The sequence below is a fragment of the Nonomuraea harbinensis genome, assembly GCF_019396385.1.
Lineage (GTDB): Bacteria > Actinomycetota > Actinomycetes > Streptosporangiales > Streptosporangiaceae > Nonomuraea > Nonomuraea ferruginea.
Window position 1 is genome coordinate 101,420 of record NZ_JAHKRN010000003.1, and the last position, 23,518, is coordinate 124,937.

The following is a 23,518-nucleotide window of genomic DNA, read 5'->3' on the forward strand; positions in this document are numbered from 1 at the left end:
GGGGTCAGGTCGGGATGATCGCGTTGTCGTCGGACGTCCACCGGATGAACAGCCGGCCGATGGCCTTCACCAGGAGCGCGAACAGGTAGCCGATGAGGGCGACGAGCACGATGCCGACGTAGCTCTGCTCCAGCAGCAGCAGGGTGCGGCCCTGCTCGATGAGATAGCCGAGACCCTGGTCGCTGATCACGAACTCGATGCCGACGAGCATCAGGACGGAGACGCCGGCGGAGATCCGCAGGCCGACGAAGATCTCCGGCAGCGCGGCGGGGAGCAGCACGTGGCGGAACATCTCCCACCGGTTGGCGCGCAGCATCAGCGCGGCCTCGCGGTAGCCGGTGGGCACCGCCATGACGGCCGACATGACCGAGATCCAGACGAAGAAGTAGACGGTCGCCGCGATCAGGACCACGACCGAGGTGTCGCCGAAGCCGAAGATGGTCAGGAAGATCGGCAGCAGCGCCAGCTTGGGCACGGTGTACCAGGCCCAGGAGAACGGTTCGAGCGCCGCGCGCAACACCCGCGACATGCCCATGAGCAGGCCGACCACCAGCCCTCCCGCGGCCCCCAGCAGGTAGCCGAGTATGACCCGGCGGACGCTGGTGACGGTGGCCTCGACCAGCTTGCCGTCCTCCCACAGCGCGACGAGGCCCGGGATCAACCGGCTCGGCGGCGGGTAGAGGAACGGGTCCACCCATTCGAGCACGGCGCTGAGCTGCCACAGCACCACGAACCCCACGGGCACCGAGACGCCGAGCACGACCTTGGTCGCGTTCCAGCGGCGGCGGGTCCGTACGGGATGCAGTTCGGCCACCCCGGGACGGCGGTACAACGTCGTGCTCATCGCGGGTCCTTCCCGGCGTCGAACTGGGCGACGACCTCGGAGTGCAGGCTCGACCAGAGCTCGCCGCGCAACTTGGCGAACAGGGGATCGGTGCGGATGGCGCTGGAGCGGGGGCGCTCGAACGGGACGTCGATGTCGGCGATGACGCGGCCGGGCCGCGCGCTCATCACGACCACCCGGTCACCGAGCAGCAGCGCCTCCTCCAGGCTGTGGGTGACGAACACGACCGTGCGCCGCCTGGCCTGCCAGATGGCCAGCAGCTCGTCCTGCAGCACCTCGCGGAGCTGGGCGTCGAGCGCCGCGAACGGCTCGTCCATGAGCAGGACCTCGGGGTCGATGGCCAGCGCGCGGGCGATGGAGACGCGCTGGCGCATGCCGCCGGACAGCGCGCTGGGGTAGACGTCGGCGAAGTCGGTCAGCCCGAGGCGGCCGAGCCAGTCGTCCACCGCCTCACGCCGTTCGGCGGGAGGCCGGCCGCTGAGCCGGAGCCCGAGCTCGACGTTGGCGCGGACGGTCTTCCACGGGTAGATGCCGTAGTCCTGGAAGACCATCGCGATGGGGATGCGGTTGTCTCCGGAGATCTCGACCGCGACCTCTCCCGAGGACGGCGCCAGCAGGCCCGCGATGATCTTCAGCAGGGTCGACTTGCCGCAACCTGACGGCCCCACCACGCAGAGGAACTCGTCATCGCCGATCGACAGGTCGACTGGTCCCAGGGCGTGCACGGTCGAGCGGCCGGTCGTGACGAAGGAGCGGGTGACGTCGCGGGCGGCGATGCGCCGGCCAACGTGATCCATGGGTCTCCCTGTCGGCGAGGGGATATTAGATTTAGCATTGCTATTATTTACAAGATAGTAATGAGAATAGAGACAAGTCAACGATCAGGAGGCAACGTGGCGGTCCGGCTGCTCGAAGGTGTCCGCGTGGTGGAGTTCGCTCTCCTCGAAGCGGGGGGTGTCGGCACCGTCCTCGCCGACCTCGGCGCCGACGTGGTCAAGGTGGAGCGTCCCGGCGGGGGCGACTACATCCGCCGGGTCGGGTGGCCGTTCGTGAACGGCGTCTCCCTCATGCACCACCACCTCGGCCGGGGCAAGCGCAGCCTCGCCCTCGACATCCAGCGGCCGGAGGGCGCCCGGCTGGCCGCCCGCCTCGTCGAGGCGAGCGACGTCGTCATCGAGGGCATGCGGCCGGGCGTGCTCGCCCGGCGCGGGCTCGGCTCGGCCGAGCTGCGCGAGCGCCATCCCGCGCTGGTGTGGTGCACGGTCTCCGGGTACGGCACCACCGGCCCGTACGCCGGGCTGGCCGCGCACGGGGTGGCGTTCGACGCCTGGGCGGGCGGGCTGCGGCTGGGGACCGACGAGCGGGGGTTCGCCTCGGCCGAGCTGAACGTGCCGCTCGGGACCCGGGTGGCGCCCCTGCTGGCGGCGAGCGCCATCCTGGCCGCGGTGCTGCGGGCGGCGCGCACCGGGCGGGGGTGCGCGATCGACATCGCCCAGGCCGAGGCGGCCGCGTCGGTGGACTGGCTGACGATCGAGGGGCACCGGGCGCATCTGCGGCCGGCGACCGAGGTGACCGGCAACCCGTCCGACGGCGGGGTGCGCCGCGAGCCGGGCACGGCGGGGATGGGCGACAGCGTGCGCTACCAGGTGTACCCGAGCGCCGACGGGCACGTCCTGATCATGGCGACGGAGCGGAAGTTCTGGGAGCGGTTCTGCCACGCGGTCGAGCGGCCCGACCTGCTCGGCGACACCCCTGGCGGCGAGGTCGCCGACCACGCGCTCGGCGACCACCGGCTGCGCGCCGAGCTGACCGAGATCTTCCGCACCCGTGACACGGCCGGCTGGATCCGGCTCGGGCTGACCGCCGACGTGCCGATCGCGCCGGTGAACTCGCCCGCGACCCTTCCCGCCGATCCGCACTTCGCCGCCCGCACCCCGTGGCTGCCCGCCGCCGAGTACGGCGCCGACCTGCTGCCGCTCCCCGTCCACCTGGAGGACGAGGAACTCGCCCGCCCTTCCCCCGCCGCCACCCCCGGTCAGCACACGGACGAGGTCCTGACCTCCCTGGGCGTCCCGGCGTCCGAACTGGCCGAACTCCGCGAAGCCGGCGTTCTGGGCTGACCTCCAGCGGTCCCTGAAGACGACGCACCGCGAAACCGCCACCCTGGGTCTATTCAGGGCGGCGGACCGCGCCGTGAGGTCGGGGCGTCGTGGCCGGCGGTGACGGAGCCCGCCTGATCTGGACGCCCTTGCTCGGCGAGCTCAGAGCACCTCGATGGCCGCCAGGACCGGGTCGCCCGTGCGGCAGACCTGGACGTCGATCTGGACCGCGCAGGCCGGGCAGTAGAGGCGCCGCAGGACGAAACGGTCAGCGCCCTCGTACACGGCGCCGAGCGGGCTGCGCTCGGCCGGGGACGCGTCGGACACGACAAGGTGCTCGTGCACGTTCCCGGCCGCGCCGCACAGCACGGTGCCGCACCGCCCGCACGCCACGACACCCTCCCGGTGCGGCGCGTCGCCGGCCGGTGGGAGGAGGTCGAGGACGGCCGAGAGAGGACGGCCCTGGCGGGAGGGGGCAGGGGGCGCGGGCGGGCGGCCGATCCTGGCGTGCCTGCGGTCGTCGCGGCACCGGGACGTGGCGGGATCGTCGACGCGCAGCCCGTCCGGCCGCCGCGGGTCGCCGGTGACGACGACGCCGTAGTCGCGCAGCGCGCCGCGTACCGACACCAGGCCGTCCAGGACGTCGTCCAGCACGGCGGCCGGGTCGCGGTCCAGCGGGTCGCCCAGCCCGCCGCCGCCCTGGGAGACGGAGACCAGCAGCTCGCCCGTCCGGATCGGCACGGTCGCCGACGGCATGGGCAGCCGCCGCTCCCCTTCGTCCGCCAGCCCCGCGAGATCGGGCACGACGGCCACGACGCTCTGCCCGCCGTACTCGCCCCCGCACACCCCCGCCGCCAGCGGATGCTGCAACCCCTGGCCGAACGACATCATGGTCATCGAGGCCCCGTCCCCGTGCGGGGTCAGCGCGTGCAGGGTGCCGACGCCGCCGCGGTGCCGGCCGGGTCCGCCGGTGTCGGCCAGTTCGGCGCGCCGCTCGTACAGCAGCGGCAGGTACGCCTCGTTGACCTCGACGTTCGCGCACGAAGCGCCGGGCGAGGTGGTGTAGCCGGAGGAGTCCGCGCCGTCGCCGGACCAGGTGGCGCCGCCGCCGCCGGTGATCTCGTCGAGCGTCATGGTGGCGTACGAGGTGCCGTCGCCGCGCTCCCCGTGCACCGTCCCGCCCCCGCCGCCCGCGGCCTGGCAGCTCGCCATCACCAGGTGCGCCAGGTCCCGCGACGCCTCCAGCATCCTGGCGAGGCACGCGTTGACGGAGACCCGGACCGCCTGACAGGTGGCGGCGGTGCTCATGGCCACCCCGGCGGGCCACCGGGCGTGCACGACGGTGCCCTCGCGGCTGCGGATCCGCACGACCGGCCACACCCCGCCGGGCACCCAGGGCAGGCCGCCGCACAGGTAGATGAGCACGCCGCCGATCGCGAACCCGGCCAGCGCGGGGTAGGCGGCGTTGATCGTGCCGGGTGCCTGCGGGTCGCTTCCGGTGAAGTCCAGCTCCAGGTCGTCGCCGCGCTTGGTCATGGTCAGCCGCACCGCGTACACGGCCTCGGTGGTGCCGCCGTGCGGGCGGTACTCGACGTAGGCGACGTGCCGCCAGCGGCCGTCCGGCAGCGCGCGCAGCCGCTCGCGCAGCAGCGCCTCGGTACGCTCCAGCAGCCGGTCCATGACGGCCGCCACCGCGTCCGCGCCGTACTGCCCGCACAGCCGGCCCACCTCGGCGGTGACGCTCCGGTTGGCGGCGACCTGGCCGACCAGGTCCAGCCGGTTCAGTTCGGCCGTACGGGAGCGTACGAGATATTCGCGTTCGAGGTCGCGGCGCAGCCGGCCGCCCTCGACGATCCGCACCGGAGGCATGGGCACGGCCTCGTCGAAGATGGAGCGGGCGTCATACGTGATGCCGCCCGGGTTGGGGCCGCCCACGTCCGCCTGGTGGGCGGTGGAGCCGCACCAGCCGACGAGCTCGCCGTCCACGAAGATGGGCGCGACCACGACCACGTCGGGCTGGTGCAGGGTGCCGATGTAGGGGTCGTTGGTGACGAACTGGTCGCCGGGGCCGAAGCCGGGGTTGTCCGCGTAGTTCTCCAGGATGTCCCGGACGACCAGGTGCATCGAGACGACCTGGGCGAGCACGTACCGGCCGCAGCAGACGACCCGCCCGTCCGGCGCCATGATCGCGGTGTTGAGGTCCCTGGCCTCGGCGGCCAGGTGCGAGCCGGACAGCCGGGCCAGCACCGCGGCCGCGTCGTCGTTGATCGTGTCGAGCCGGTGCCTCAGCACCTCGAACGTGATCTCGTCGATCATCGCTGTTCCTTGTCAGCTCGGGGATCAGGTCAGGTGGAGGTGGCCGCCGGCGTCCATGCGCGCCCGGCGCCCCGGGGGGAGCACGACGGTGGTCTGGCCGGACTCGACGAAGGCGGGCCCGGTGATCTCGCAGCCGGCGCTCAGGCGGCGCCAGTCGTAGACGGCGCAGCGGTGCTCGGCTCCGGCGAACCAGGCGGCCCGCTCGTCCACCGGCTCGGCCGCGCCGCCCGGCCGCGTGACCGGGGGCGGCACCGGCACCGGGGCCACCAGCTCGACCCGGACGCCGACCGCCTCGACCGGGGTGCCGTCGGCGGCGGTGCCGGCGCCGACGATCTCCTCGTACCGCTTGCGGAACTCCGACTCCAGCCGCGCCAGCTCGGCGGCGTCCACCGGCACGGCGACCGGCAGCTCGATGCGGCGCTGCTGGCGGTAGAAGCGCAGGGCCACGGTGTGGCGCAGGACGGGGGCGCGGCCGGACACCGCCGTGACGCTGTCCACCGCGCCGGGCAGGTCCGCCTCGATGCCGCCGGCCAGCTCCGCCAGCGTGGCCGCGACGGCCGGGCCGGCCTCGGCGACGGGCCCGGGGACGAGGCCGCGCTCGACGCCGATGCTCAGGTCGCTGGACACCGCTCCGTACGCGGACAGCTCGGCGGCCAGGTTCGGGATGATCACATCCGTCGCGCCGAGCCCGTCGGCGTACCAGCTCGCGTACTGCGGCCCCGCGCCGCCGAAGGCGACCAGCGCGAACGCGGACGGGTCGTGCCCGCGCTGGATCGTGGTGCGGCGGATCAGGTCGCGCATCTGGTCGGCGGCGATGCGGACGATCCCCTCGGCGGCGGCCACGACGCCGATGCCGAGCGGCTCGGCGATGTGCGCGCGGATCGCCTCGCGGGCGGCCGCCACGTCGAGCGGCATCGACTCGCCGAGCCTGCTCAGGTAGCCGAGGACGGCGGAGGCGTCGGTGAGCGTCGGACGGGTGCCGCCCCGGCCGTAGCAGGCCGGTCCTGGGTCGGCGCCCGCGCTGCGCGGGCCGACCCGCAGCGCGCCCAGTCCCTGGTCGAGCCAGGCGAGGCTGCCGCCGCCGGTGCCGATGGACTCGACCTCGACCACCGGGATGGCCAGCGCGTGCCGGTGCACCATCGGGGTGCTCGCCCGCTGCATGGCGCCGCCGATGACGAGCCCGACGTCGAAGCTGGTGCCGCCGACGTCGGTGGCGACGACGTTGGCGTGCCCCAGCTCGGCGGCGAGCGCGGCGGTGGCGGCGAGCCCGGCGACGGGGCCGGAGCGCAGGGTGTTCACCGGGGCGCGCAGGGTGTGCTCGACGGGTTCGGCGCCGCCGCCGGTGCGCAGGATCATCAGCACCCCGCCGAAGCCGTCCTCGCGCAGCCGTTCCTGCAGCGCGCGCAGGTAGGTGGCGACGACCGGGGCCACGTACGCGTCCAGCACGGCGGTGGACGTGCGCTCGTACTCGCCCACCACCGGGGCGATGGCGGAGGAGCAGGAGACGTGCACGCCGGGCAGTTCCTCGGCGACCAGGGCGGCCAGCCGCCGCTCGTGCCCGTCGTTGACCGGCGACCAGAGCAGGCAGACGGCGACCGAGTCGGCGCCGCGCGCGGCGAGGCGCCGGATGGCGGCCCGGGCCTGCCCCTCGTCGAGCGGCCGCACGACGGCGCCGGACACGTCGACGCGCTCGCTGACGCCGGCGATGCGGGCGCGGGCGACGAGCTGGTCCGGCTTGCGCCAGCGGACCGGCATGGTGACGTCCAGCTCGTCCAGGCCGTGCAGCTTGTTGGCCTTGGCGATGGGCAGCGTGGACTCGAACCCGGCGGTGGTGAGCAGGCCGACGCGGGCGCCGCCGCCGGTGAGGAGCGCGTTGAGCCCGACCGTGGTGCCGTGGGTGAGGATCACCGTACGGGACAGCAGTTCGGACAGGGTGAGGCCGAGCGCGGCGGCGGCCTGCCCGATGGAGTCGAGCACGCCCTGCTCGACCCGGCCGGGGGTGCTGAGCGCCTTGCCGACGCCCAGGCGGCCGTCGGAGAGGGTGACCACGGTGTCGGTGAAGGTGCCGCCGGTGTCGACGCCGATGAACGCCTTGACGCCGCTCGTCTCCGTCTGGATCATGCGGCGGCCCCGCCCGCGACCGGGAGGTTCACTCCGCTGACGAACGAGGCGGCGTCGGACACGAGGAACTCGACGGCGGCGGCCACCTCGTCCGCCGACTGGCCGCGGCCGAGCGGGATGGTGCGGGCGAGCCAGTCGGCCAGCGGGAGCCCTTCGCGTTCGGCGAGCCTGACCAGGCCGGGGTTGGGGAACCGGGGGTCGCCCGGGTGGACGCCGAGCGGGCAGACGGTGTTGACCCGGATGCCGAGCGGGCCCAGCTCGCCGGCGAGCGCCGCGGTGAGGTGGTTGACCGCGGCGCGGGCCACGCCCACCACGCCGGCGTCGGCGACCGGGGTCAGGCCCGCGTACGAGGAGAGGGTGACGATGGCGCCGCCGCCGGCCGCGGTGAGCGGGGGCACGCAGGCGCGGGCGATGAGCCAGGCGGCGGTGAGGTTCCAGTCCAGGCCGCGCTGCCAGGCGTCCGGGCCGGTGGCCGCGAGCGGACCGTCACCGAGCGCCGGGCCGGTGGCGCCGACCAGGTTGCAGCAGGCGTCGAGGCGGCCCAGCTCCCCGACGGCACGGGCCACGAGCTCCTCGACCGAGGCCGGGTCGGTGGGGTCCACCGGGAACGCGGCCACCGGCCGCCCGGCCGCCTCCGCCACCTCGGCCGCGACCTCCTCCAGCTTCGCCGCCGCCACCCTGCCGGTGCCCGCGTCTCCCTGGGACACGTCCACGGCGTCGGCGAGGACCAGCCGCGCGCCGGCCCTGGCCAGCCGTAGCGCCGTGGCCCGGCCGATGCCGGGCGGGCGGGCCGCTCCCACCACCAGGATCGCCTTCGCGCTGAGGTCCATGCCACCTCCACTGATATTATTGTCTTATCAATCTTAACCATGATTGCTCTCTTTGAGCTAGGCTTGATCACATGACTTCACCCCCACTCGACGTCAGCGGCCGCCCGCTCGCCCTGCGGGCCATCGACTGGGACCCCCTGTTCGCCCCGCGCTCGGTCGCGGTCATCGGGGCCACCGACACCGAGGGCAGCCCGCAGCGGGCCCAGTGGCGCCAGGCCAGGGAACGCCTGCTCGCCAGGGGGGCCCACGCCGTCCACCCGGTCCACCCGGTCAAGCCCGCCATCGACGGCGTCCCCGCGTACCGCAACGTCCTGGACGTCCCCGGCGACGTCGACGTGGCGATCGTGCTCGTCCGCGACCCGCTGCCGGTGCTGGAGGACTGCCTGGCCAAGGGCGTGCGGTTCGCGTACGTGTTCGCGGCCGGCTTCGCCGAGCTGGGCACCGAGGAGGGGCACGCGGCGCAGCGGCGGCTGGAGGAGGTCGCCCGCGGCCCGATGCGGATCATCGGCCCCAACACGAACCTCAACCTCATCGAGCCGTGGCGCGAAGGCCTGCCCGGCCGCAAGCTCGCCGTGGTGACCCAGTCGGGCAACCAGGGGCGGCCCGTCGTGCAGGGGCAGGAGCTGGGCATCGGCGTCCACGCCTGGGCGACCGTCGGCAACGAGGTGGACCTGGAGTTCGCCGACTTCGCCGCGCACTTCGCCAGGACGCCGGGCGTCGGCGCCATCGCCGCGTACGTCGAGGGCTTCGTCGACGGCCGCACCATGCGGCTGGCCGCCGACGAGGCGGTGCGCGCGGGCGTGCCCATCGTCTGCATCAAGGTCGGCCGCAGCGACCAGGGCCAGGCCATGGCCAAGGCGCACACCGGGCACCTGACCGGCCCCGACGCGGTGCACGACGCCGTGTTCCGCCAGTCCGGGGTGATCCGGGTGGACGACATCGACGAGGCGATCGAGGTCTCCGGCGCGTTCTGCCACACGCCGCCGCTGGCCGGGGACCGGGTGGCGCTGTGCGTCATGTCAGGCGGCACCGGCTCGCACGTGGCCGACCTGTGCGGCCTGGCCGGGGTGCCGCTGCCCCGGCTGGAGGAGCGTACGATCGCCCGGCTGCGCGAGCTGCTGCCCGGCTACCTGCACCTCGGCAACCCGGTCGACACGGGCGGCGTCGCGACCGCCCGGCCCGAGGGCCGCAAGGTGCTGGAGGCGCTGATCGAGGACGCGAACACCGACGTCCTGCTCGCGCCGATCACCGGCGTGTTCCCCGGCATGAGCGACGCCATCACCCGCGACCTGATCGCGCTGCACGAGCGGGGCGGCAAGCCGATCGTGGTCGCCTGGACGTCGCCGATCAGGGACGCCGACCATCGGGCGCTGTGCGAGGCGGGCATCCCGGTGTTCCACTCCTTCCGCACGGCGGTCCGCGGCATCCGGGCGATGGCGGACTTCTGGGCGCTGCACCGCGGCTACCGGGGCCCGTTCGCGGACGCGCCGCGCGAGCCGTCCGCCGCCTTGGCCGCCGTCCGTGACCGGCTCGTGCCCGGCTCGACGCTGGACGAGGTGGCCGCGAAGGACGTGCTGCGCGCGTACGGGATCCCGGTGGTGGAGGAGGCGGTCGCCGCGTCGCCGGACGAGGCGGTGGCGGCGGCGGCCCGCTTCGGGTATCCCGTGGTGCTCAAGGCGCTCGCCGACGGGCTGGCCCACAAGTCCGACCTCGGGCTGGTCCGGGTGGGGCTCCGCGACGCGGACGGGGTACGGGACGCGTACGCGGAGATCGTGGCCGGGGCCTCGGGGCTGCGGCTGACGGGGGTGGTGGTCCAGCCGCAGGTGACCGACGCGGTGGCCGAGCTCATCCTGGGGGTCAGCCACCAGGCGCCGTTCGGGCCGACGCTCACGTTCGGGCTGGGCGGGGTGTTCACCGAGGTGGTGCGGGACGTGTCGTTCCGGGTGCCGCCGTTCTCCCGGGAGGAGGCGCTGCGGATGATCGGCGAGACCCGCGCGCCGGCGCTGCTCGCCGGCGTCCGCGGCCGGCCCGCCGGCGACCTGGACGCGGTCGCCGACGCGGTGATGCGCCTGCAGACGCTGGCGCTGGAGCTCGGCGACTCCATACGCGAACTGGACGTCAACCCCCTGCTGGTACGGCCGGGCGGCCTCGGAGCGGTGGCCGTCGACGCCCTGGTGATCACGTCCTGACGTGAACCCCCGCACGACGCGGGGCCTGGCCGGGCTCCCACACCCGGCCCGGCCCCGCGCACGGTGCGGCGGCCTGGTCTGGTTACTCTGCCCAGTCCTCGGTGCGGTCGGAGCGGGCCGGTTGGCGGCCGATGCGCATGGGGGACAGCGGGGCGTCGACCAGGAGGATGCGCTGGAAGGACCGGGCCGTGTCGCGGAGGCGGGTCTTCCAGCCGCCGGAGGCCCGGTCGGCGTCGTTCGCGGCCTCGAAGGCGGCCCACCGCTCGTAGTCCGGCACGGCCCAGAGCAGGAAGCACTCGGAGTCGTCGCCGAGCGCGGTCCGCCAGGCGCCGGCCAGGTCCCAGCCGAAGCGCCCATAGTGCGGGACGGCCTGGTCGCGGACCCGTTCCAGAAAGCCGGCCGCGTCCCCCGGCGGCACCGTGATCCGCTCGTGCGCGTACACCTCGCCGCGCACCCCGTCGGCGCACAGCTCCTCGATGGTGCGCGTCCACGGCGCGGGCAGGAGCAGGCGGTCGACGCCGCCGGAGCGCATCTCGGCGGCGGCCGCCCACCAGGCGGCCAGCTTCGGGTCCTGCAGCGACGGGTGGCCCAGCTCGTGCCGGAACGACGACGCCAGGCCGTCCCACCCGTCCTCCTCCCAGAGGTTGACCACGCCCGGCCACCAGGCGGTCGAGCCGACGACGCCCCACACCCCGAAGCAGAGCTGGTCGCGCTCCTCCTGGGCGATGGGGCTGAAGTTGGCGGTCATGTGGTGCATGTAGCGGGCGCGGTTGTGGCCGGTGACGTCGATGAACTCGTGGATGTACATCTTGTCGTTCACGGGGACCCTCCGGAGGTTCAGGCGCTGAGGCGCATGGTCTGCTCGGCCACCCCGGCCAGGGAGGCGCCGTCCTGCCACAGCGCCACCCGGCCGGCGGCGGTGCGGCCGGCGCGGGCCACCAGGCTCACGTCGAGCAGGACCCACTCGGCGACGGGACCGCCGAACAGCCGGAGCGACGCGCTGACGGTGGTCACCCGGGGCCGTTCCGGCAGGGTCCGGCGCAGCAGATAGGGGACGTGGTCGCTGACCACCGCGAGCCGCACCTCATCAGGCACGTCGCAGAGCACCCGCGCCCACAACAGCACCGACCCGGGCGACCCACCGGCCACCCGGACATCGAGCATCATCGCTGCACCCGGCCCGGACTCGTAGGACCGCTCGGGACACTCCAGCGGCCCGGGAACCTGCGGCGGGCGAGCGACGCCGCCACCCGACGCCACCGCCTCAGAGCCCGCGACCTCAGAACGCGCGACGCCGTTCGGGGTCACCGTCCCAGGGCGCGCGACGACCCCGCCCGGGGCCGCCGTCTCGGGTGGCGCGGCGGGGGCCGCCTCGACCACGGCGGTGCCGGTGAGGGCCGGCCGGTCGCCGTCGGTGGCGTCGAGGCGGCAGTGGGACAGGGCCCGGCCCTCGGTGAGCACGTCGCACCGTACGGAGAGCCGGGCGCCACGCGCGACGGGCCGCAGGAAGGCCGCGGACAGGTCGCGCAGCCGCCGCCCGGTAGCGCGCTGGGCGGCGTCGGCGAGCAGCCCGAGCCCCCAGCCGCCGAAGAGCGCGCCGGTCCCGGAGCAGATCTCGCGGGACACGGGCACGTCGGACGGCGGGCCGCCGAGCGGCCAGGTCATCGCCTGATCACGGGTTTGGTCACCGAGTTGGTGCCGCCGAAGCAGAACTGGCTGCGCCCCGCCTTGGCCCCGACCACGAACAGCTCGAAGCAGTCGGCCGACGGGTTGACGGTGACCGGCGTCTCGGGGGCGTCGAGCAGCCAGCGCAGCTCGGGGTGCGAGGTCTCGAAGGCCGGCATCGACTGGTTGAGCATGAGCTGGCGGAAGGGCAGCTTGGTGCGCCGGTGGATGGCCTCCTTGATGTCGGCGGGCGTCCACCCGGCGGCGGCGAACGCGGCGGCGTGGTCGGGCGCCATCAGCAGCAGGTTGGAGAACGTGCCGTGGAACGGGTAGCCGGCCTCCAGCGGCGCGTCCTTCTTGATCAGCCACGCCCCTGCGGACGGGGTGCCGACCGCGTGGGAGGTGAGCGTGGACCAGCTCTCGATGAGCTTCTCCGGGTCGGAGTTCTGGAAGTCGAAGAACTCGGTCATCCCGTACGGCACGTTCACGGTGACCGTGGATTCTTCGAGGGAGTGGCCCTGCTGCACCCGCCACGGCGCCCACGGGGTGCGCTCCTCGTTCTCCGCCACGCAGGCGGAGAACTTCATCGGCGTGCCGATGGTGTCCATGTCGGTGATGCCGGGGTAGGACAGGCCGACGTTCATCATGATCAGCCGCAGGGCGCGGCCGATGGCGACGTTGACCTCGGAGACGGAGCCGGGGCCGAGGGCGCACATGCCGCGGTTCATGCCGATCTCGTCGGCGATCGGGCCGGACACCAGCACCACGGGCGCCTGCGGGCCGGTGGACATGGCCCAGGTGCGCAGCCCGATGGACGGGTCCAGCACGCACTCCATCATGGCCATGATCACCGGCATGGTCTCGGGCCGGCAGCCGGCCATGACCGCGTTGGCCGCGATCTTCTCGACCGTGCCGATGCCGAAGCCGGGGGCGAAGTCGCCCACGACGTGGCCGCCGTCCAGCCCGGACGCCGCGACCATGGCGTCGACCTTGGCCCGGGTGGGCGGCACCAGCGGCATGCCGTCGCTCCAGCCGTTGGCCACGAACCGGCGCTGCATCTCGTCGAACGCCTCCAGCAGGTCGCCGCCTCCGTAGTGCAGCTCGGGGGCGCTCTCCAGGACCATCGAGGCGAACTCGGGCAGCACGTCGAACACCGGCCGCGGCTTGGTCAGGCACTCGACCACCTCGGCGAACGACTCCTCGACCATGCGGTGGATCTCGGCGGTGTCCTTGTTGGAGAAGCACTCGGGCACGATGACCGGGCAGGCCTCGGGCACGCCGAAGGTCTTGGCGCTGAACCGGGCGTCCTCGTCGAAGATCGCCGCGGTGTAGCCGATCGCCGGCACGCCGCGCCGCTCCACCTCGCACAGGTCGCGGATCAGCCAGGAGGTGCAGCTGCCGCAGTCGGCGGAGGTGCCCACCAGGGCGTCGACCTTCTCCTCGATGAGCGTGAGCTGCTCCTCCGACAGGTAGCGGGTCGTGCCGCCGAGCGCGCCGGTCATCTCGACGAACGTGACGTCCTCGTACGCGGCCTCGATCAGCTCGCGGGCCTTGACCAGCGCGTCGAGGCCGTTCTGCTTGCCGTTCCAGTAGAGCGCCACCGTGGCGCCGTCGAGCGTCTCCGGCCGCGGCGCGGGCGGGAACCGGTCGCCGTCGGCGTGGGAGCGTGGCGTGGCCACCGGGTTGACGATGCTCAGCCGGGCACTCATGTAAGGACCTCCACCACGATCTCCGTTCCTGGGCTGCGGCGGCGCAGTGTCTCCGCCATGAGCTGGCTCAGCTCGTGCTGCGGCAGGACGCACACGTCGTCCGCGCAGTCGGGACCCGCGCTGCCGGGCCGGTAGCCGACCCGGATCGTGCCGGCGTCCTCCGCCAGCAGGACGAGCTCGCCGCCGTCACGGCTGACCATCCGCTCGAACTCCGCCACCAGCCGCGCTCCGGTCGACGTCACGGCCATCACCACCCTTGCTTCCATAACCAGGTACCTAGTCTTACAGCCCGTCCGAGCGGCCGACAAGAGACCTGAAGCGAATTCAGGTACCTAGTTTTTCTCAGCTATGTTTTCTATCATTGCTACGATAAATTGAAACGGTGGCAACCCTCAAGCGGGTGCGCGCGGGAAAGTCAGGACGGCTCGCGCACGTCCGACCAGTCGATCACCTGGGCGATCTGCCGGGGGTAGCCCTCGCGCAGCCGCCGCCCGAACTCCTCCTCCAGCTCGCGCATCGCGTCGCGGGCCGCCTGCGCGTCACGCGCCGCCACCGCCGCGTGCACCGTGCGCAGCCGGCCCAGCACCTGCGCGCGGTAGCGCTCGTCCGGCACGAACCCGGCGCTGTTCACGATCGCCCGCAGGGCCGGGCTGAGGAAGGCGAACAGCTCGTTGTGGCAGCTCTCGGCCAGGTGGCGCCAGTAGGACTCGTAGGCCGCGGAGAAGGCCCGGTAGGAGCCGAGCCCGCGCTCGATCGCGTCGAGGTCGCCCGCCATCGCGGCCAGCTCCTCGTCGGTGGCGTTGCGCGCGGCCAGCTCCGCCAGGCCGGGCTCGATCATCACCCGGGCGTCCAGCACCGAGCTCAGCGGCGCCCCGGCGAACTGCAGCAGCAGGGCGACGGTGGAGGCGAGGTTGGGCCAGCCGGGCTGCACGATCTCCGGCCCGCCGTTCGGCCCCGGCCGCATCACGATCAGCCCCTGGTGCTCCAGGAACCGGAGCGCCTCCCGGTAGGTGCCCCGCCCCACGCCGTGCCGCCGCATCGCCTCGGCCTCCGGCAGGTAGCGGTCGCCCGGGCCCATGCCGCTGTCGCGCATCGTCTCCACGATCTGCCTGGCGACCTCGAGAGACAGCTTCGGTCGGCGCTCACCGGGATCAACTCGCACCCGCAGATTGTACGCAGCACGCACAGGAGGACCCGATGACCGATCTCGGCCTGCTCGGACTGTGCCACGTGGGCATCGCCGTGCCCAGCGTGGCGGAGTTCACCCGTACCTGGGGCACGCTGCTGGGCGTCTCCGACTGGCTGGTCACCGAGATCGACCAGCCGGCCGGCCTCCTCCAGCTGCACGGCGAGCGGCAGGGCCCGTCCCGCTCCAGGATCGCCATGGCCCGCCTGGCGGACACGGCGATCGAGCTGGTCGAGCCGCTGGAGGGCCGCACCCGCACCTCGGCCTGGCTGGAGACCCGCGGCCCCGGCATCCACCATCTGGCCTTCTGGGTGCGCGACCTGGACCACGCCGTCGCCGCGCTCGCCGACCACGCCGACGTCACCTACTCCCCCGCCGCCCGCCTCCGGCCCGGGCCCGCCGGGACGCCGGTGTCCGCGGTGGCCCGCGGCAGCGGCCCGCTTCCCGTCGATCCGGGGTTCTGGCTGTACTCGGAGTCGCGTGACGCCCAGGTGCCCTGGTGCCTGGAACTCCTGGACGCGCGCCGGGCGGACGTGGTGCGCGCCGCCTTCGGCGACCACGTCGTGTACCCCTCTTGATGATCGGCCGCACCAGGGTCTTGCCGGAGGTGTGACGTAGGCGACAATATAAGTCGCTATACGTCTAACGACGCGCCCCTGGCACCAACGGAGGTGGCCTGTGACGATGATCGGCTCGGCAGTACCACGCAAGGAGGACGCCGCGTTGCTCACCGGGCGCGGCACGTTCGTGGACGACATCCATCGTCCCGGGCTGCTCCACATGGTCTACGTGCACAGCACGGAGGCCCACGCGCTCATCACCGGCGTCGACGCCGAGGAGGCCCGCTCGCTGCCCGGCGTGGTCGGCGTCTGGACCGCGCGGGACTTCGCCGGCCTGCCGCCCCGCCCGTCCGTGCCCGGCCTGGAACGCGGCTACCTGGCCGCCGGCAAGGTGCACTACGTCGGCGAGCCGGTGGCCGTCGTCGTCGCCGCCGACCGGTACGCCGCCGCGGACGCGGCGCGCGCCGTGCGCGTGGCGTACGAGCCGCTGCCGGTGATGGCCACGGTGGCCGACGCGCTCGCGCGGGACTCGGTGCCCATCTTCGCGCCGCTGCCCGGCAACCTCGCCCTGGAACAGCAGGTGACACCGGACGACGTGACGGCCGATCTGGAGGCCGCCCCGCACCGGCTGCGCGCCCGCCTGGTCAACCAGCGCTGCGCCGGCGCGCCGATGGAGCCGTACGGGGTGCTGGCCGACTGGACCGGGGCCGGGCCGACCGTGTGGGCCACGGTGCAGGCGCCGCACCGGGTCCGGGCGGAGATCGCCGAGCGGTTCGGGCTCGCCAGGCACCTGGTCCGGGTGGTCGCGCCCGACGTCGGCGGCGCCTTCGGGGTGAAGTCGTCGTTCATGCCCGAGCTGTTCCTCGCGCCCGAGCTGTCGCGCCGGCTCGGCCGGCCGGTCAAGTACGTCGAGACCCGCGGCGAGCACATGGTGCACACCTACCACGGCCGCGACCAGCTGCAGGACGTCGAGGTGGGCTTCGACGACGAGGGCCGCATCCTCGCCCTGGACGTGACGCTCACGGTCAACATCGGCGGCGTGCCCGACCCGGTGGGCATCGGTCTCGCCACGCTCACCTCGTACATGCTGGGCGGCTGTTACAAGATCCCGAAGATCGCCGCGCGCTACCGGAGCGTCGTTACCAATACCACGCCTACCGCGTCCTACCGGGGAGCGGGACGGCCCGAGGCGAGCTTCCTGATCGAGCGGGTGGTCGACCTGGTCGCCCGCGAGCTCGGCAGGGACCCCGCCGACGTCCGGAAGGCGAACCTGATCCAGCCGGGCGAGATGCCGTACCAGACCCCGTTCGAGGGGATCGTGTACGACGAGGCCGACTACCCGGCCGCGCTGGACCTGCTGCTGGACCGGCTCGGCTACGCCGGGTTGCGCGAGGAGCAGGCGCGGCGGCTCGCCGACCCGCGCGCGCCGCTGCTCGGCGTCGGGCTGTCCACGTTCGTGGAGATGGGCGGGTTCGGGCCCACGCCGCTGTTCGAGCAGTTCGGCTACCTCGGCGGCTGGGAGTCGGCGAACGTCCGGATGCAGCCGGACGGATCGGTGATCGTCCTGGTCGGCACCGCCCCGCACGGGCAGGGCCACCAGACCGCGCTGGCCCAGATCGCCGCCGATCAGCTGGGCGTGCCCTTCGACGCCATCAGCGTGCTGTACGGGGACACCGCGGTCGTGCAGGAGGGCACCGGCACCATGGGCAGCCGCGGCATGCCGGTCGCGGGCAACGCCGTGCGGATGGCCGCGGTGGAGGTGGCGGACAAGGCCAGGCGCGTCGCGGCCCACATGCTGGAGGCCGACGCGGACGACCTGGTGCGGATCGGCGACGGATTCCAGGTCAAGGGCGTGCCCGACGCGACGGTGACGCTGGCGGAGGTGGCGGAGCGCGCCTTCAAGCCGCACCTGCTGCCCGAGGGCACCGCGCTCGGCCTGGAGAACACCTCGTACTTCGAGCCGAAGAACCTCAGCTACCCGAGCGGGGCGCACGGGTGCGTGGTGGAGATCGACCGCGACACCGGGCGGGTGTCGATCCTGCGGTATGTCTGCGTGGACGACTGCGGCACCGTCATCAACCCGATGACGGCCCGCGGGCAGATCCACGGCGGGGTCGCCCAGGGCATCGCGCAGGCGCTGTTCGAGAAGGTCGCCTTCGACGCCGGCGGCCGGCCGCTCACCGCCTCCTTGGAGGACTACATGGTGCCGGGCGCGCTGGACCTGCCCCCGTACGAGACCCACCACATCGAGACGAGGTCCAGCTTCAACCCGCTCGGCGCCAAGGGGCTCGGCGAGGCGGGCGCGACGGCGGCGCCGCAGGCCGTGGTGAACGCCGTGGTGGACGCGCTGGCCCATCTCGGCGTGCGCGACGTGGAGATGCCCTGCACGCCGGAACGAGTCTGGAAGGTCATGCACGATGCGAGTTGAGATCACCGTCAACGGGCAGGCGCACAGCCGGGAGATCGAGCCCCGGCTGCTGCTCGTCCACTTCCTGCGCGACACGCTGTCCCTGACGGGCACGCACGTCGGCTGCGACACCTCCAGCTGCGGCGCCTGCACGGTCCTGCTCGACGGCGAGGCCGTGAAGTCCTGCACCGTCCTGGCGGCGCAGGCCGACGGCCTCGCGGTCACCACGGTCGAAGGGCTGGCCGGTGAGGACGGGCTGTCGCCCGTGCAGGAGGGCTTCCGGCAGTGCCACGGGCTGCAGTGCGGGTTCTGCACGCCGGGCATGGTGATGGCGGCCACCGCGCTGCTCGCCGAGAACCCCGACCCGACGGAGCAGGAGATCCGCGGCGGGCTCAAGGGCAACATGTGCCGGTGCACCGGCTACCAGATGATCGTCGAGTCGGTCCAGTGGGCGGCCGCGAACGGAGGCGCGAAGTGATCCCGGCCGGCTTCTCCTACGTGCGCGCCGGCTCCGTCGAGGAGGCGCTCGACGAGCTCTCCCGGCACGGCGGCGCCGCCAGGCCGCTCGCGGGCGGCCACTCGCTGCTGCCCGCGATGAAGCTGCGGCGGGCCGAGCCGGGCGTCCTGGTCGACATCGGCCGGCTCCGCGAGCTGTCGTACGTCAGGGCGGACGGCGACCGGATCGCGGTCGGCGCGCTCACCAGCCACCGGACCCTGGAGCGCGACCCGGTGGTGGCCGCGCAGGTGCCGTTGCTGGCCGCCGCCGCGCGCCGGATCGGCGACCCGCAGGTGCGCAACCGGGGCACGATCGGCGGCTCGCTGGCGCACGCCGATCCGGCGGCCGACCTGGCCGGCGCGGTGCTCGCGCTGGACGGGGTGCTGGTGGCGCGCGGCCCTGCGGGCGTACGGGAGATCCCGGCGCGGGAGTTCTTCACCGGCCGGTGCCGTAACGCGCTGGCGCCGGGCGAGCTGCTCACCGAGATCCGGCTGCCGGCCGCGCCCGGCCGGTCGTACGCGTTCGAGAAGTTCAGCCGCCGCGCCCTGGACTGGGCCGTGGTCGGGGTCGCGGCCCAGGCGCGGCCCGGCGGGGGCGTGGCGATCGCGCTGATCGGCATGGGGCCGACGCCGGTGCGGGCGACGGCGGTGGAGGAGGCCCTGGCGGCGGGCGAACCGGCCGCCGAGGCTGCCCGGCTGGCCGCGTGGGGCTGCGAGCCGCCGGACGACGCGGTGGCGAGCGCGTCCTACCGCACCCACCTCGCCGAGGTGCTGGTGACCCGCGCCCTGGCCGCGCTGTAGAAGCCCCGGGGCCCTGTCGGACCCGGGGCCTTCGTGCTCGCCTATGTCTGCTAGCGCAGCGCTAGGTGGCGAACGGTCCGACCGATGGGTCCGTCGCCATACCAAAACAGGAACGCGGTGCGCATAGTGCCGCAATAGTACCCCACCTCGACCCGCTGCCGAGCCGCACACCGACCGGTGGGAGGATGGCACCCGACCGCGATACCGGTGAGGGGAGCAGTAATCGTGGAGGAGACGCGCCTGCCGCCAGGCCAGTACGTCCCCCGCGGCCTACCTGTGATCCACTACGGCCGGGTGCCCCCGTTCAAGCCGGAGTCGTGGGACTTCCAGGTGTTCGGCGCCACCGCCTCGGGCGAGGAGCGCCGCTTCGGCTGGGAGGAGTTCGCCGGCCTGCCCCGCGTGACCCGGGTCGCCGACTTCCACTGTGTGACCAAGTTCTCCGTGCCGGGCCTGGAGTGGAGCGGCGTGCCGCCGGCCGCCCTCGCCGCAGCCGTGCCGCCCGACCCGGGCGTGCGCCACGTGATGATCTGGGCCGAGTACGGCTACAGCGCCAACCTCCGGTGGTCCGACTTCACCGCGCCCGCCACGCTCTTCGCCACCGAGCTGGCCGAGAAGCCGCTCTCCGCCGAGCACGGCGCGCCCGTCCGCCTCGTGGTGCCCCATCTCTACGGGTGGAAGAGCGTCAAGTGGGTGCGCGCGATCGAGTATCTCCTGGAGGACCGCCGGGGCTTCTGGGAGGAACGCGGCTACCACAACGTCGCCGACCCCTGGCGCGAACAGCGCTACTCCTACCAGGAGGATCCGGGCGACGGCCCCCCATGAGGTGACCTGCGGGTTTCCGCCCACGCCTGGGTGGTTGTTGGCTACGGTTGCCCGCATGCTGACCACCGCCTGCGTGGTGCTCCCCTGTCTCGCCTTCATCCTCGGCCACACCCTTGCCCGGCGCCGCGCCGTGCCCGAACGCCGCCCGGACCGGGAGGCGACCTTCACGACCCTGCACCTCGCCGCCCTGGCGGCCCCCGCCCTGCGGGCCGGGCTCAACCGCGACTCCGCGCGCAAGGCCGTACGCCATCTGCACGCCCTGCTCGGCACGTACGCGGTCGCGATCACCTCCACCGAGGCCGCGCTGGCGTGGGACGGCCCCTGCACCGACGAGGTCCTCACCTACGCCAGGTCGGCGCTCGCCTCGGGGCGGGTGCAGGTGTTCGCCGGCGAGCCGTACGGCGCGGTCGTGGTGCCGCTGACCGTCGACGGCAGGATCGTCGGGACGCTGGCGGCCTTCGACGACGAGCTCAGCGCCGGCCTGGTGCGCACCGTCGGCGAGGTCGGCCGATGGATGTCGGGCCAGCTGGAGCTGGCCGAGCTGGACTCCTCGCGGCGGCGCGCGCTGGAGGCCGACAGGCGGGCGCTGCGCGCGCAGATCTCGCCGCACTTCGTCTACAACGCGCTCACCACCATCGCCTCGTTCGTCCGCACCGACCCCAAGCGCGCCCGGGAGCTGCTGCTCGACTTCGCGGACTTCGCCCGGTACGCGCTGCGCCGGGCGCACGACTTCACCACCCTCGCCGACGAGCTCACCTGCGTCGACCGCTACCTGCTCCTGGAACGTGCCAGGTTCGGCGACAAGCTGCGCTTCAGCCTCCAGGTGGCGCCCGAGGTGCTGCCCGTGCCCGTCCCGTTCCTGTGCCTGCAGCCGCTGGTCGAGAACGCCATCAAGCACGGCATGCGGGGCCGCGCCGGCGAGGTGCGGATCGTCGCCCGCGACGCCGGGCCGGAGGCGCACATCACGGTCGAGGACGACGGCGCCGGGATGGACCCCGAATGCGCCAGGCGCGTCCTGGACGACGACCCCGGCCGCGAGGGCACCGGCATCGGCCTGGCCAACGTGGACCTGCGCCTGCGCCAGATCTACGGCGACGGCTACGGGCTGGTGGTCGAGACGGCGCTGGGCGCGGGCACGAAAGTGCGGCTGCGGGTGCCCAAAGCACAGTTGACCTCTCTGTGACGCAATTGTGACGCAGCGTGTTCTTGGGCCTTGTGGGGCTGGCGTTTCTGGTGCAGCGTAGTGACATGCTTCGTGTTCTGGCCGTCGACGACGAGGTGCCCGCGCTGGAGGAGCTCGCCTACCTGCTGCGCCAGGACAGCCGCGTCGAGCAGGTGCTGACCGCCTCCGACGGGGTCGCGGCGCTGCAGGACATGGTCCAGATGGTGGCCTCGGGCGAGCGGCTCGACGCCGTGTTCCTCGACATCCGCATGCCCGGCCTCGACGGCCTCGACCTGGCCCGGCTGGTCGGCGGCTTCCCCAGCCCGCCGAAGCTGGTGTTCGTCACCGCCCACGACGAGTGCGCGGTGCAGGCCTTCGAGCTGGAGGCCGTCGACTACCTCCTCAAGCCCGTCAGGGCGGAGCGGCTGTCGGAGGCGGTGCGCAGGCTGGAGGTCTCCTCCTCGCCGCCCGCCGACCCCTGCCACGACGACGTGATCCCGGTCGAGCTGGGCGGCCGCACCCGGTTCGTGCCGCAGCAGGCGGTGCGCTTCGCCGAGGCGCAGGGCGACTACGTGCGCCTGCACACCGTGGACGGCAGCTACCTCGTCCGCATGTCCCTGGCGGCGCTGGAGCGCCGCTGGGCGGACGCCGGGTTCATCCGGGTCCACCGCAGCACACTGGTCTCCAGCCGCCACGTGAGCGAGCTCCGGTTCGAGGGCGGCCGCGTCACCCTGACCGTCGGCACCGAGACCCTCCAGGTCAGCCGCAGGCACAGCAGGCAGGTCCGCGAGCAGCTGGTCCGCCAGCACCGCGGCGTCATGTCCTGACCCCCCGCTCGTCCCCGGGCGGGCGTGAACGAGGAGCCGCCGCACACCCGTCCGCCGGGCTGCCGGGGTCCGTTGACGATCGTGATTTCCCAGGTCACACGGCCTCGCGCGGCCTCATTGCGGATCCACCGGGAACCCCAGGGGAGACCCGGGGCGGGCACGGAGCGACCGCTCGGCGCGCCCCGGTGACCGCTCGTCGTGTGCGCACTCTCCGCACATCGATGGCTACACGCCGTTCAGCGAGCTGTCAGCCAAGGGGGTTTCCCCAGGTAGATCACGACCGTAGTGTTTCGGCATCGGAAGCCACCCGGCGCATCTGGGGGGACGAGCCGGAAGGCTCACCGCATGTGCCGGATCCATGGTGACCACCAGGTCACCTCGGCTGTCGGGCCCTCAACCGGGGGGTTGGGCCCGCCGGCCGGACACGTGCAGGGGCGCCCGCCGGGGCCGCGGCCAGACCGCGATCCGGCCACACGGGGGCGGCCGGATCCCACCGGCGGGCGCCCCTTGCACGTAAGACGCCCCTCGTCAGCCCTCGTCGCGCAGGCGCTTCAGAGTGGCGATGTCCTCGCGGTGCTTGTCGGCCTTGCCGGGGGTCTCGATGCACAGGGGCACGCCCGCGGCCGCCGGATGACGCATCAGCTCGGCGAAGGGGCGGGTGCCGATGTGGCCCGCGCCGATGTTCTCGTGACGGTCCTTCTTGGCGCCGCACGCGTCCTTGGAGTCGTTGGCGTGGACGAGCTTCAGCCGGCCGGGCGCGATCTTGTGGAGCAGGTCGAGCGTGGCGCCGACGCCGCCCTCCGCGGCCAGGTCGTGGCCGGCGGCGAAGGCGTGGCAGGTATCGAGGCAGACGCCGGCCCGCGGATGCCAGTCGAGCGCCGCCAGGTAGGGCTCCAGGTCGTCGACCGTGGCGCAGAGCATCGCACCCTGCCCCGCCATCGGCTCCAGCAGCAGGTCGGGACCGCCGTCGGGGATCTCGTCGAGCAGCGGCAGCAGGTGCTCGCGGAGCTGGCGCATCGCGTCGTCGCGCGGCTGCGACACCGCCGACCCGGTGTGCACCACGACGCCCTTGGCCCCGATGTCGGCGCCGCGCCGCAGCGTGTGGCGGACCACCGCCACCGAGTTGGCCAGCGTCTCGGCGCTGGGCGAGCCGAAGTTGGCCAGATACGGGACGTGGACGAAGGTCTCGACACCGGACTCGGCGAGCGCCGCGTCCTGGTCGGGCTTGCCGGGATTGAGCGCCCAGCCGCGCGGGTTGGTGACGAAAACCTGGATCATCTCGGCGCCGATGTCGGCCATGTAGGCGAGGCCGCCCTTGGCCAGGCCGCCGGTGACGAGCACGTGGCCGCCGATGAGAGAGCGTGAGGTCATGATGCCCCCAGTCTACGGGCGGGGGGAGTCCGCGCTGGTCAGCGGCCACGAGCCCGCCGGGGTTGGAGCATGACACGAAAAGTCTTGGCCAACCCGGGCGCCGGTTCGGAGTTC

General features: G+C 73.5%; 20 protein-coding genes. 9 read left to right on the top strand and 11 right to left on the bottom strand.

The features are described 5' to 3' along the window. Positions 1–4: 4 nt before the first annotated feature. Together KME79_RS03940 and KME79_RS03945 are read right to left on the bottom strand one after the other, a co-directional pair. A complete protein-coding gene (locus tag KME79_RS03940; protein WP_148031150.1) occupies positions 5–844 on the bottom strand; it encodes an ABC transporter permease in 840 nt (279 codons plus the stop codon). Then, on the bottom strand, positions 841–1,641 hold the full coding sequence (locus tag KME79_RS03945; RefSeq protein ID WP_219543348.1) for an ABC transporter ATP-binding protein: 801 nt from the start codon (positions 1,639–1,641) through the stop codon (positions 841–843). Before KME79_RS03945 ends, KME79_RS03940 begins: the two co-directional genes overlap by 4 nt. Positions 1,642–1,737: 96 nt before the next feature. On the opposite strand from KME79_RS03945, the gene KME79_RS03950 reads away from it, so the two are divergent. After that, positions 1,738–2,964, top strand: coding sequence for a CaiB/BaiF CoA transferase family protein (locus KME79_RS03950; RefSeq protein ID WP_219543349.1), 1,227 nt, complete (start codon positions 1,738–1,740; stop codon positions 2,962–2,964). A 141-nt stretch (positions 2,965–3,105) separates the two neighbouring features. Here the strand turns inward: KME79_RS03950 and KME79_RS03955 are convergent, their stop codons facing one another. The 3 genes from KME79_RS03955 to KME79_RS03965 are packed head-to-tail and all read right to left on the bottom strand — an operon-like array spanning position 3,106 to position 8,210. After that, positions 3,106–5,259 carry a hydantoinase B/oxoprolinase family protein gene (locus tag KME79_RS03955; protein ID WP_219543350.1) on the bottom strand — a complete coding sequence of 718 codons (2,154 nt, stop codon included), beginning with the start codon at positions 5,257–5,259 and terminating at the stop codon, positions 3,106–3,108. 24 nt (positions 5,260–5,283) lie between these two features. Further along, positions 5,284–7,380 (bottom strand): hydantoinase/oxoprolinase family protein, encoded by a 2,097-nt coding sequence (locus KME79_RS03960; protein WP_219543351.1) that lies wholly within the window; start codon positions 7,378–7,380, stop codon positions 5,284–5,286. Next, positions 7,377–8,210 (bottom strand): SDR family NAD(P)-dependent oxidoreductase, encoded by an 834-nt coding sequence (locus tag KME79_RS03965; RefSeq protein WP_219543352.1) that lies wholly within the window; start codon positions 8,208–8,210, stop codon positions 7,377–7,379. Before KME79_RS03965 ends, KME79_RS03960 begins: the two co-directional genes overlap by 4 nt. Positions 8,211–8,281: 71 nt before the next feature. On the opposite strand from KME79_RS03965, the gene KME79_RS03970 reads away from it, so the two are divergent. Beyond that, complete coding sequence (locus KME79_RS03970) at positions 8,282–10,399, top strand: acetate--CoA ligase family protein (RefSeq protein WP_219543353.1); 2,118 nt, start codon at positions 8,282–8,284, stop codon at positions 10,397–10,399. Positions 10,400–10,481: 82 nt separating this feature from the next. Here KME79_RS03970 and KME79_RS46835 read toward each other — a convergent pair whose 3' ends face one another. From KME79_RS46835 to KME79_RS03995, 5 genes are all read right to left on the bottom strand, one after another. Then, the gene (locus tag KME79_RS46835) at positions 10,482–11,219 is read right to left on the bottom strand and encodes an NIPSNAP family protein (protein ID WP_219543354.1); all 738 of its coding nucleotides are present in this window, start codon (positions 11,217–11,219) and stop codon (positions 10,482–10,484) included. Between the two features lie 17 nt (positions 11,220–11,236). Then, positions 11,237–12,064, bottom strand: a complete 828-nt coding sequence (locus KME79_RS03980; RefSeq protein ID WP_219543355.1) for an acyl-CoA thioesterase domain-containing protein — start codon at positions 12,062–12,064, stop codon at positions 11,237–11,239. Then, positions 12,061–13,773 (bottom strand): UGSC family (seleno)protein, encoded by a 1,713-nt coding sequence (locus tag KME79_RS03985; protein ID WP_219543356.1) that lies wholly within the window; start codon positions 13,771–13,773, stop codon positions 12,061–12,063. The genes KME79_RS03980 and KME79_RS03985 overlap by 4 nt, the downstream gene beginning before the upstream one ends. Continuing rightward, complete coding sequence (locus KME79_RS03990; protein WP_148031141.1) at positions 13,770–14,015, bottom strand: hypothetical protein; 246 nt, start codon at positions 14,013–14,015, stop codon at positions 13,770–13,772. Before KME79_RS03990 ends, KME79_RS03985 begins: the two co-directional genes overlap by 4 nt. Before the next feature lie 173 nt (positions 14,016–14,188). Beyond that, positions 14,189–14,935, bottom strand: a complete 747-nt coding sequence (locus KME79_RS03995; RefSeq protein WP_148031140.1) for a FadR/GntR family transcriptional regulator — start codon at positions 14,933–14,935, stop codon at positions 14,189–14,191. Positions 14,936–14,970: 35 nt separating this feature from the next. Between KME79_RS03995 and KME79_RS04000 the strand changes: the two genes are divergently transcribed. From KME79_RS04000 to KME79_RS04030, 7 genes are all read left to right on the top strand, one after another. Next, complete coding sequence (locus KME79_RS04000; protein WP_219543357.1) at positions 14,971–15,537, top strand: VOC family protein; 567 nt, start codon at positions 14,971–14,973, stop codon at positions 15,535–15,537. Between the two features lie 106 nt (positions 15,538–15,643). Beyond that, positions 15,644–17,947, top strand: coding sequence for a xanthine dehydrogenase family protein molybdopterin-binding subunit (locus KME79_RS04005; protein WP_246639273.1), 2,304 nt, complete (start codon positions 15,644–15,646; stop codon positions 17,945–17,947). Further along, a complete protein-coding gene (locus tag KME79_RS04010; protein WP_148031137.1) occupies positions 17,937–18,404 on the top strand; it encodes a (2Fe-2S)-binding protein in 468 nt (155 codons plus the stop codon). Before KME79_RS04005 ends, KME79_RS04010 begins: the two co-directional genes overlap by 11 nt. Beyond that, positions 18,401–19,222 carry an FAD binding domain-containing protein gene (locus tag KME79_RS46840; protein ID WP_219543359.1) on the top strand — a complete coding sequence of 274 codons (822 nt, stop codon included), beginning with the start codon at positions 18,401–18,403 and terminating at the stop codon, positions 19,220–19,222. Before KME79_RS04010 ends, KME79_RS46840 begins: the two co-directional genes overlap by 4 nt. Positions 19,223–19,447: 225 nt before the next feature. Continuing rightward, positions 19,448–20,044, top strand: a complete 597-nt coding sequence (locus tag KME79_RS04020; RefSeq protein ID WP_219543360.1) for a molybdopterin-dependent oxidoreductase — start codon at positions 19,448–19,450, stop codon at positions 20,042–20,044. Positions 20,045–20,099: 55 nt separating this feature from the next. Continuing rightward, positions 20,100–21,227, top strand: a complete 1,128-nt coding sequence (locus tag KME79_RS04025) for a sensor histidine kinase (protein WP_219543361.1) — start codon at positions 20,100–20,102, stop codon at positions 21,225–21,227. 65 nt (positions 21,228–21,292) lie between these two features. Then, positions 21,293–22,033, top strand: a complete 741-nt coding sequence (locus KME79_RS04030; protein WP_148032762.1) for a LytR/AlgR family response regulator transcription factor — start codon at positions 21,293–21,295, stop codon at positions 22,031–22,033. A gap of 528 nt (positions 22,034–22,561) precedes the next feature. Here KME79_RS04030 and KME79_RS04035 read toward each other — a convergent pair. Next, positions 22,562–23,404: a deoxyribonuclease IV gene (locus KME79_RS04035; protein ID WP_219543362.1), complete on the bottom strand. Its 843-nt coding sequence runs from the start codon at positions 23,402–23,404 to the stop codon at positions 22,562–22,564. Positions 23,405–23,518: the final 114 nt, after the last annotated feature.

Coding starts and splice junctions, on each gene's coding strand:
- KME79_RS03940 (WP_148031150.1), bottom strand. CDS start 844: ATGAGCACGACGTTGTACCGCCGTCCCGGGGTGGCCGAACTGCATCCC.
- KME79_RS03945 (WP_219543348.1), bottom strand. CDS start 1,641: ATGGATCACGTTGGCCGGCGCATCGCCGCCCGCGACGTCACCCGCTCC.
- KME79_RS03955 (WP_219543350.1), bottom strand. CDS start 5,259: ATGATCGACGAGATCACGTTCGAGGTGCTGAGGCACCGGCTCGACACG.
- KME79_RS03960 (WP_219543351.1), bottom strand. CDS start 7,380: ATGATCCAGACGGAGACGAGCGGCGTCAAGGCGTTCATCGGCGTCGAC.
- KME79_RS03965 (WP_219543352.1), bottom strand. CDS start 8,210: ATGGACCTCAGCGCGAAGGCGATCCTGGTGGTGGGAGCGGCCCGCCCG.
- KME79_RS03970 (WP_219543353.1), top strand. CDS start 8,282: ATGACTTCACCCCCACTCGACGTCAGCGGCCGCCCGCTCGCCCTGCGG.
- KME79_RS03980 (WP_219543355.1), bottom strand. CDS start 12,064: ATGACCTGGCCGCTCGGCGGCCCGCCGTCCGACGTGCCCGTGTCCCGC.
- KME79_RS03985 (WP_219543356.1), bottom strand. CDS start 13,773: ATGAGTGCCCGGCTGAGCATCGTCAACCCGGTGGCCACGCCACGCTCC.
- KME79_RS04000 (WP_219543357.1), top strand. CDS start 14,971: ATGACCGATCTCGGCCTGCTCGGACTGTGCCACGTGGGCATCGCCGTG.
- KME79_RS04005 (WP_246639273.1), top strand. CDS start 15,644: ATGATCGGCTCGGCAGTACCACGCAAGGAGGACGCCGCGTTGCTCACC.
- KME79_RS04010 (WP_148031137.1), top strand. CDS start 17,937: ATGCGAGTTGAGATCACCGTCAACGGGCAGGCGCACAGCCGGGAGATC.
- KME79_RS04025 (WP_219543361.1), top strand. CDS start 20,100: ATGCTGACCACCGCCTGCGTGGTGCTCCCCTGTCTCGCCTTCATCCTC.
- KME79_RS04030 (WP_148032762.1), top strand. CDS start 21,293: ATGCTTCGTGTTCTGGCCGTCGACGACGAGGTGCCCGCGCTGGAGGAG.
- KME79_RS04035 (WP_219543362.1), bottom strand. CDS start 23,404: ATGACCTCACGCTCTCTCATCGGCGGCCACGTGCTCGTCACCGGCGGC.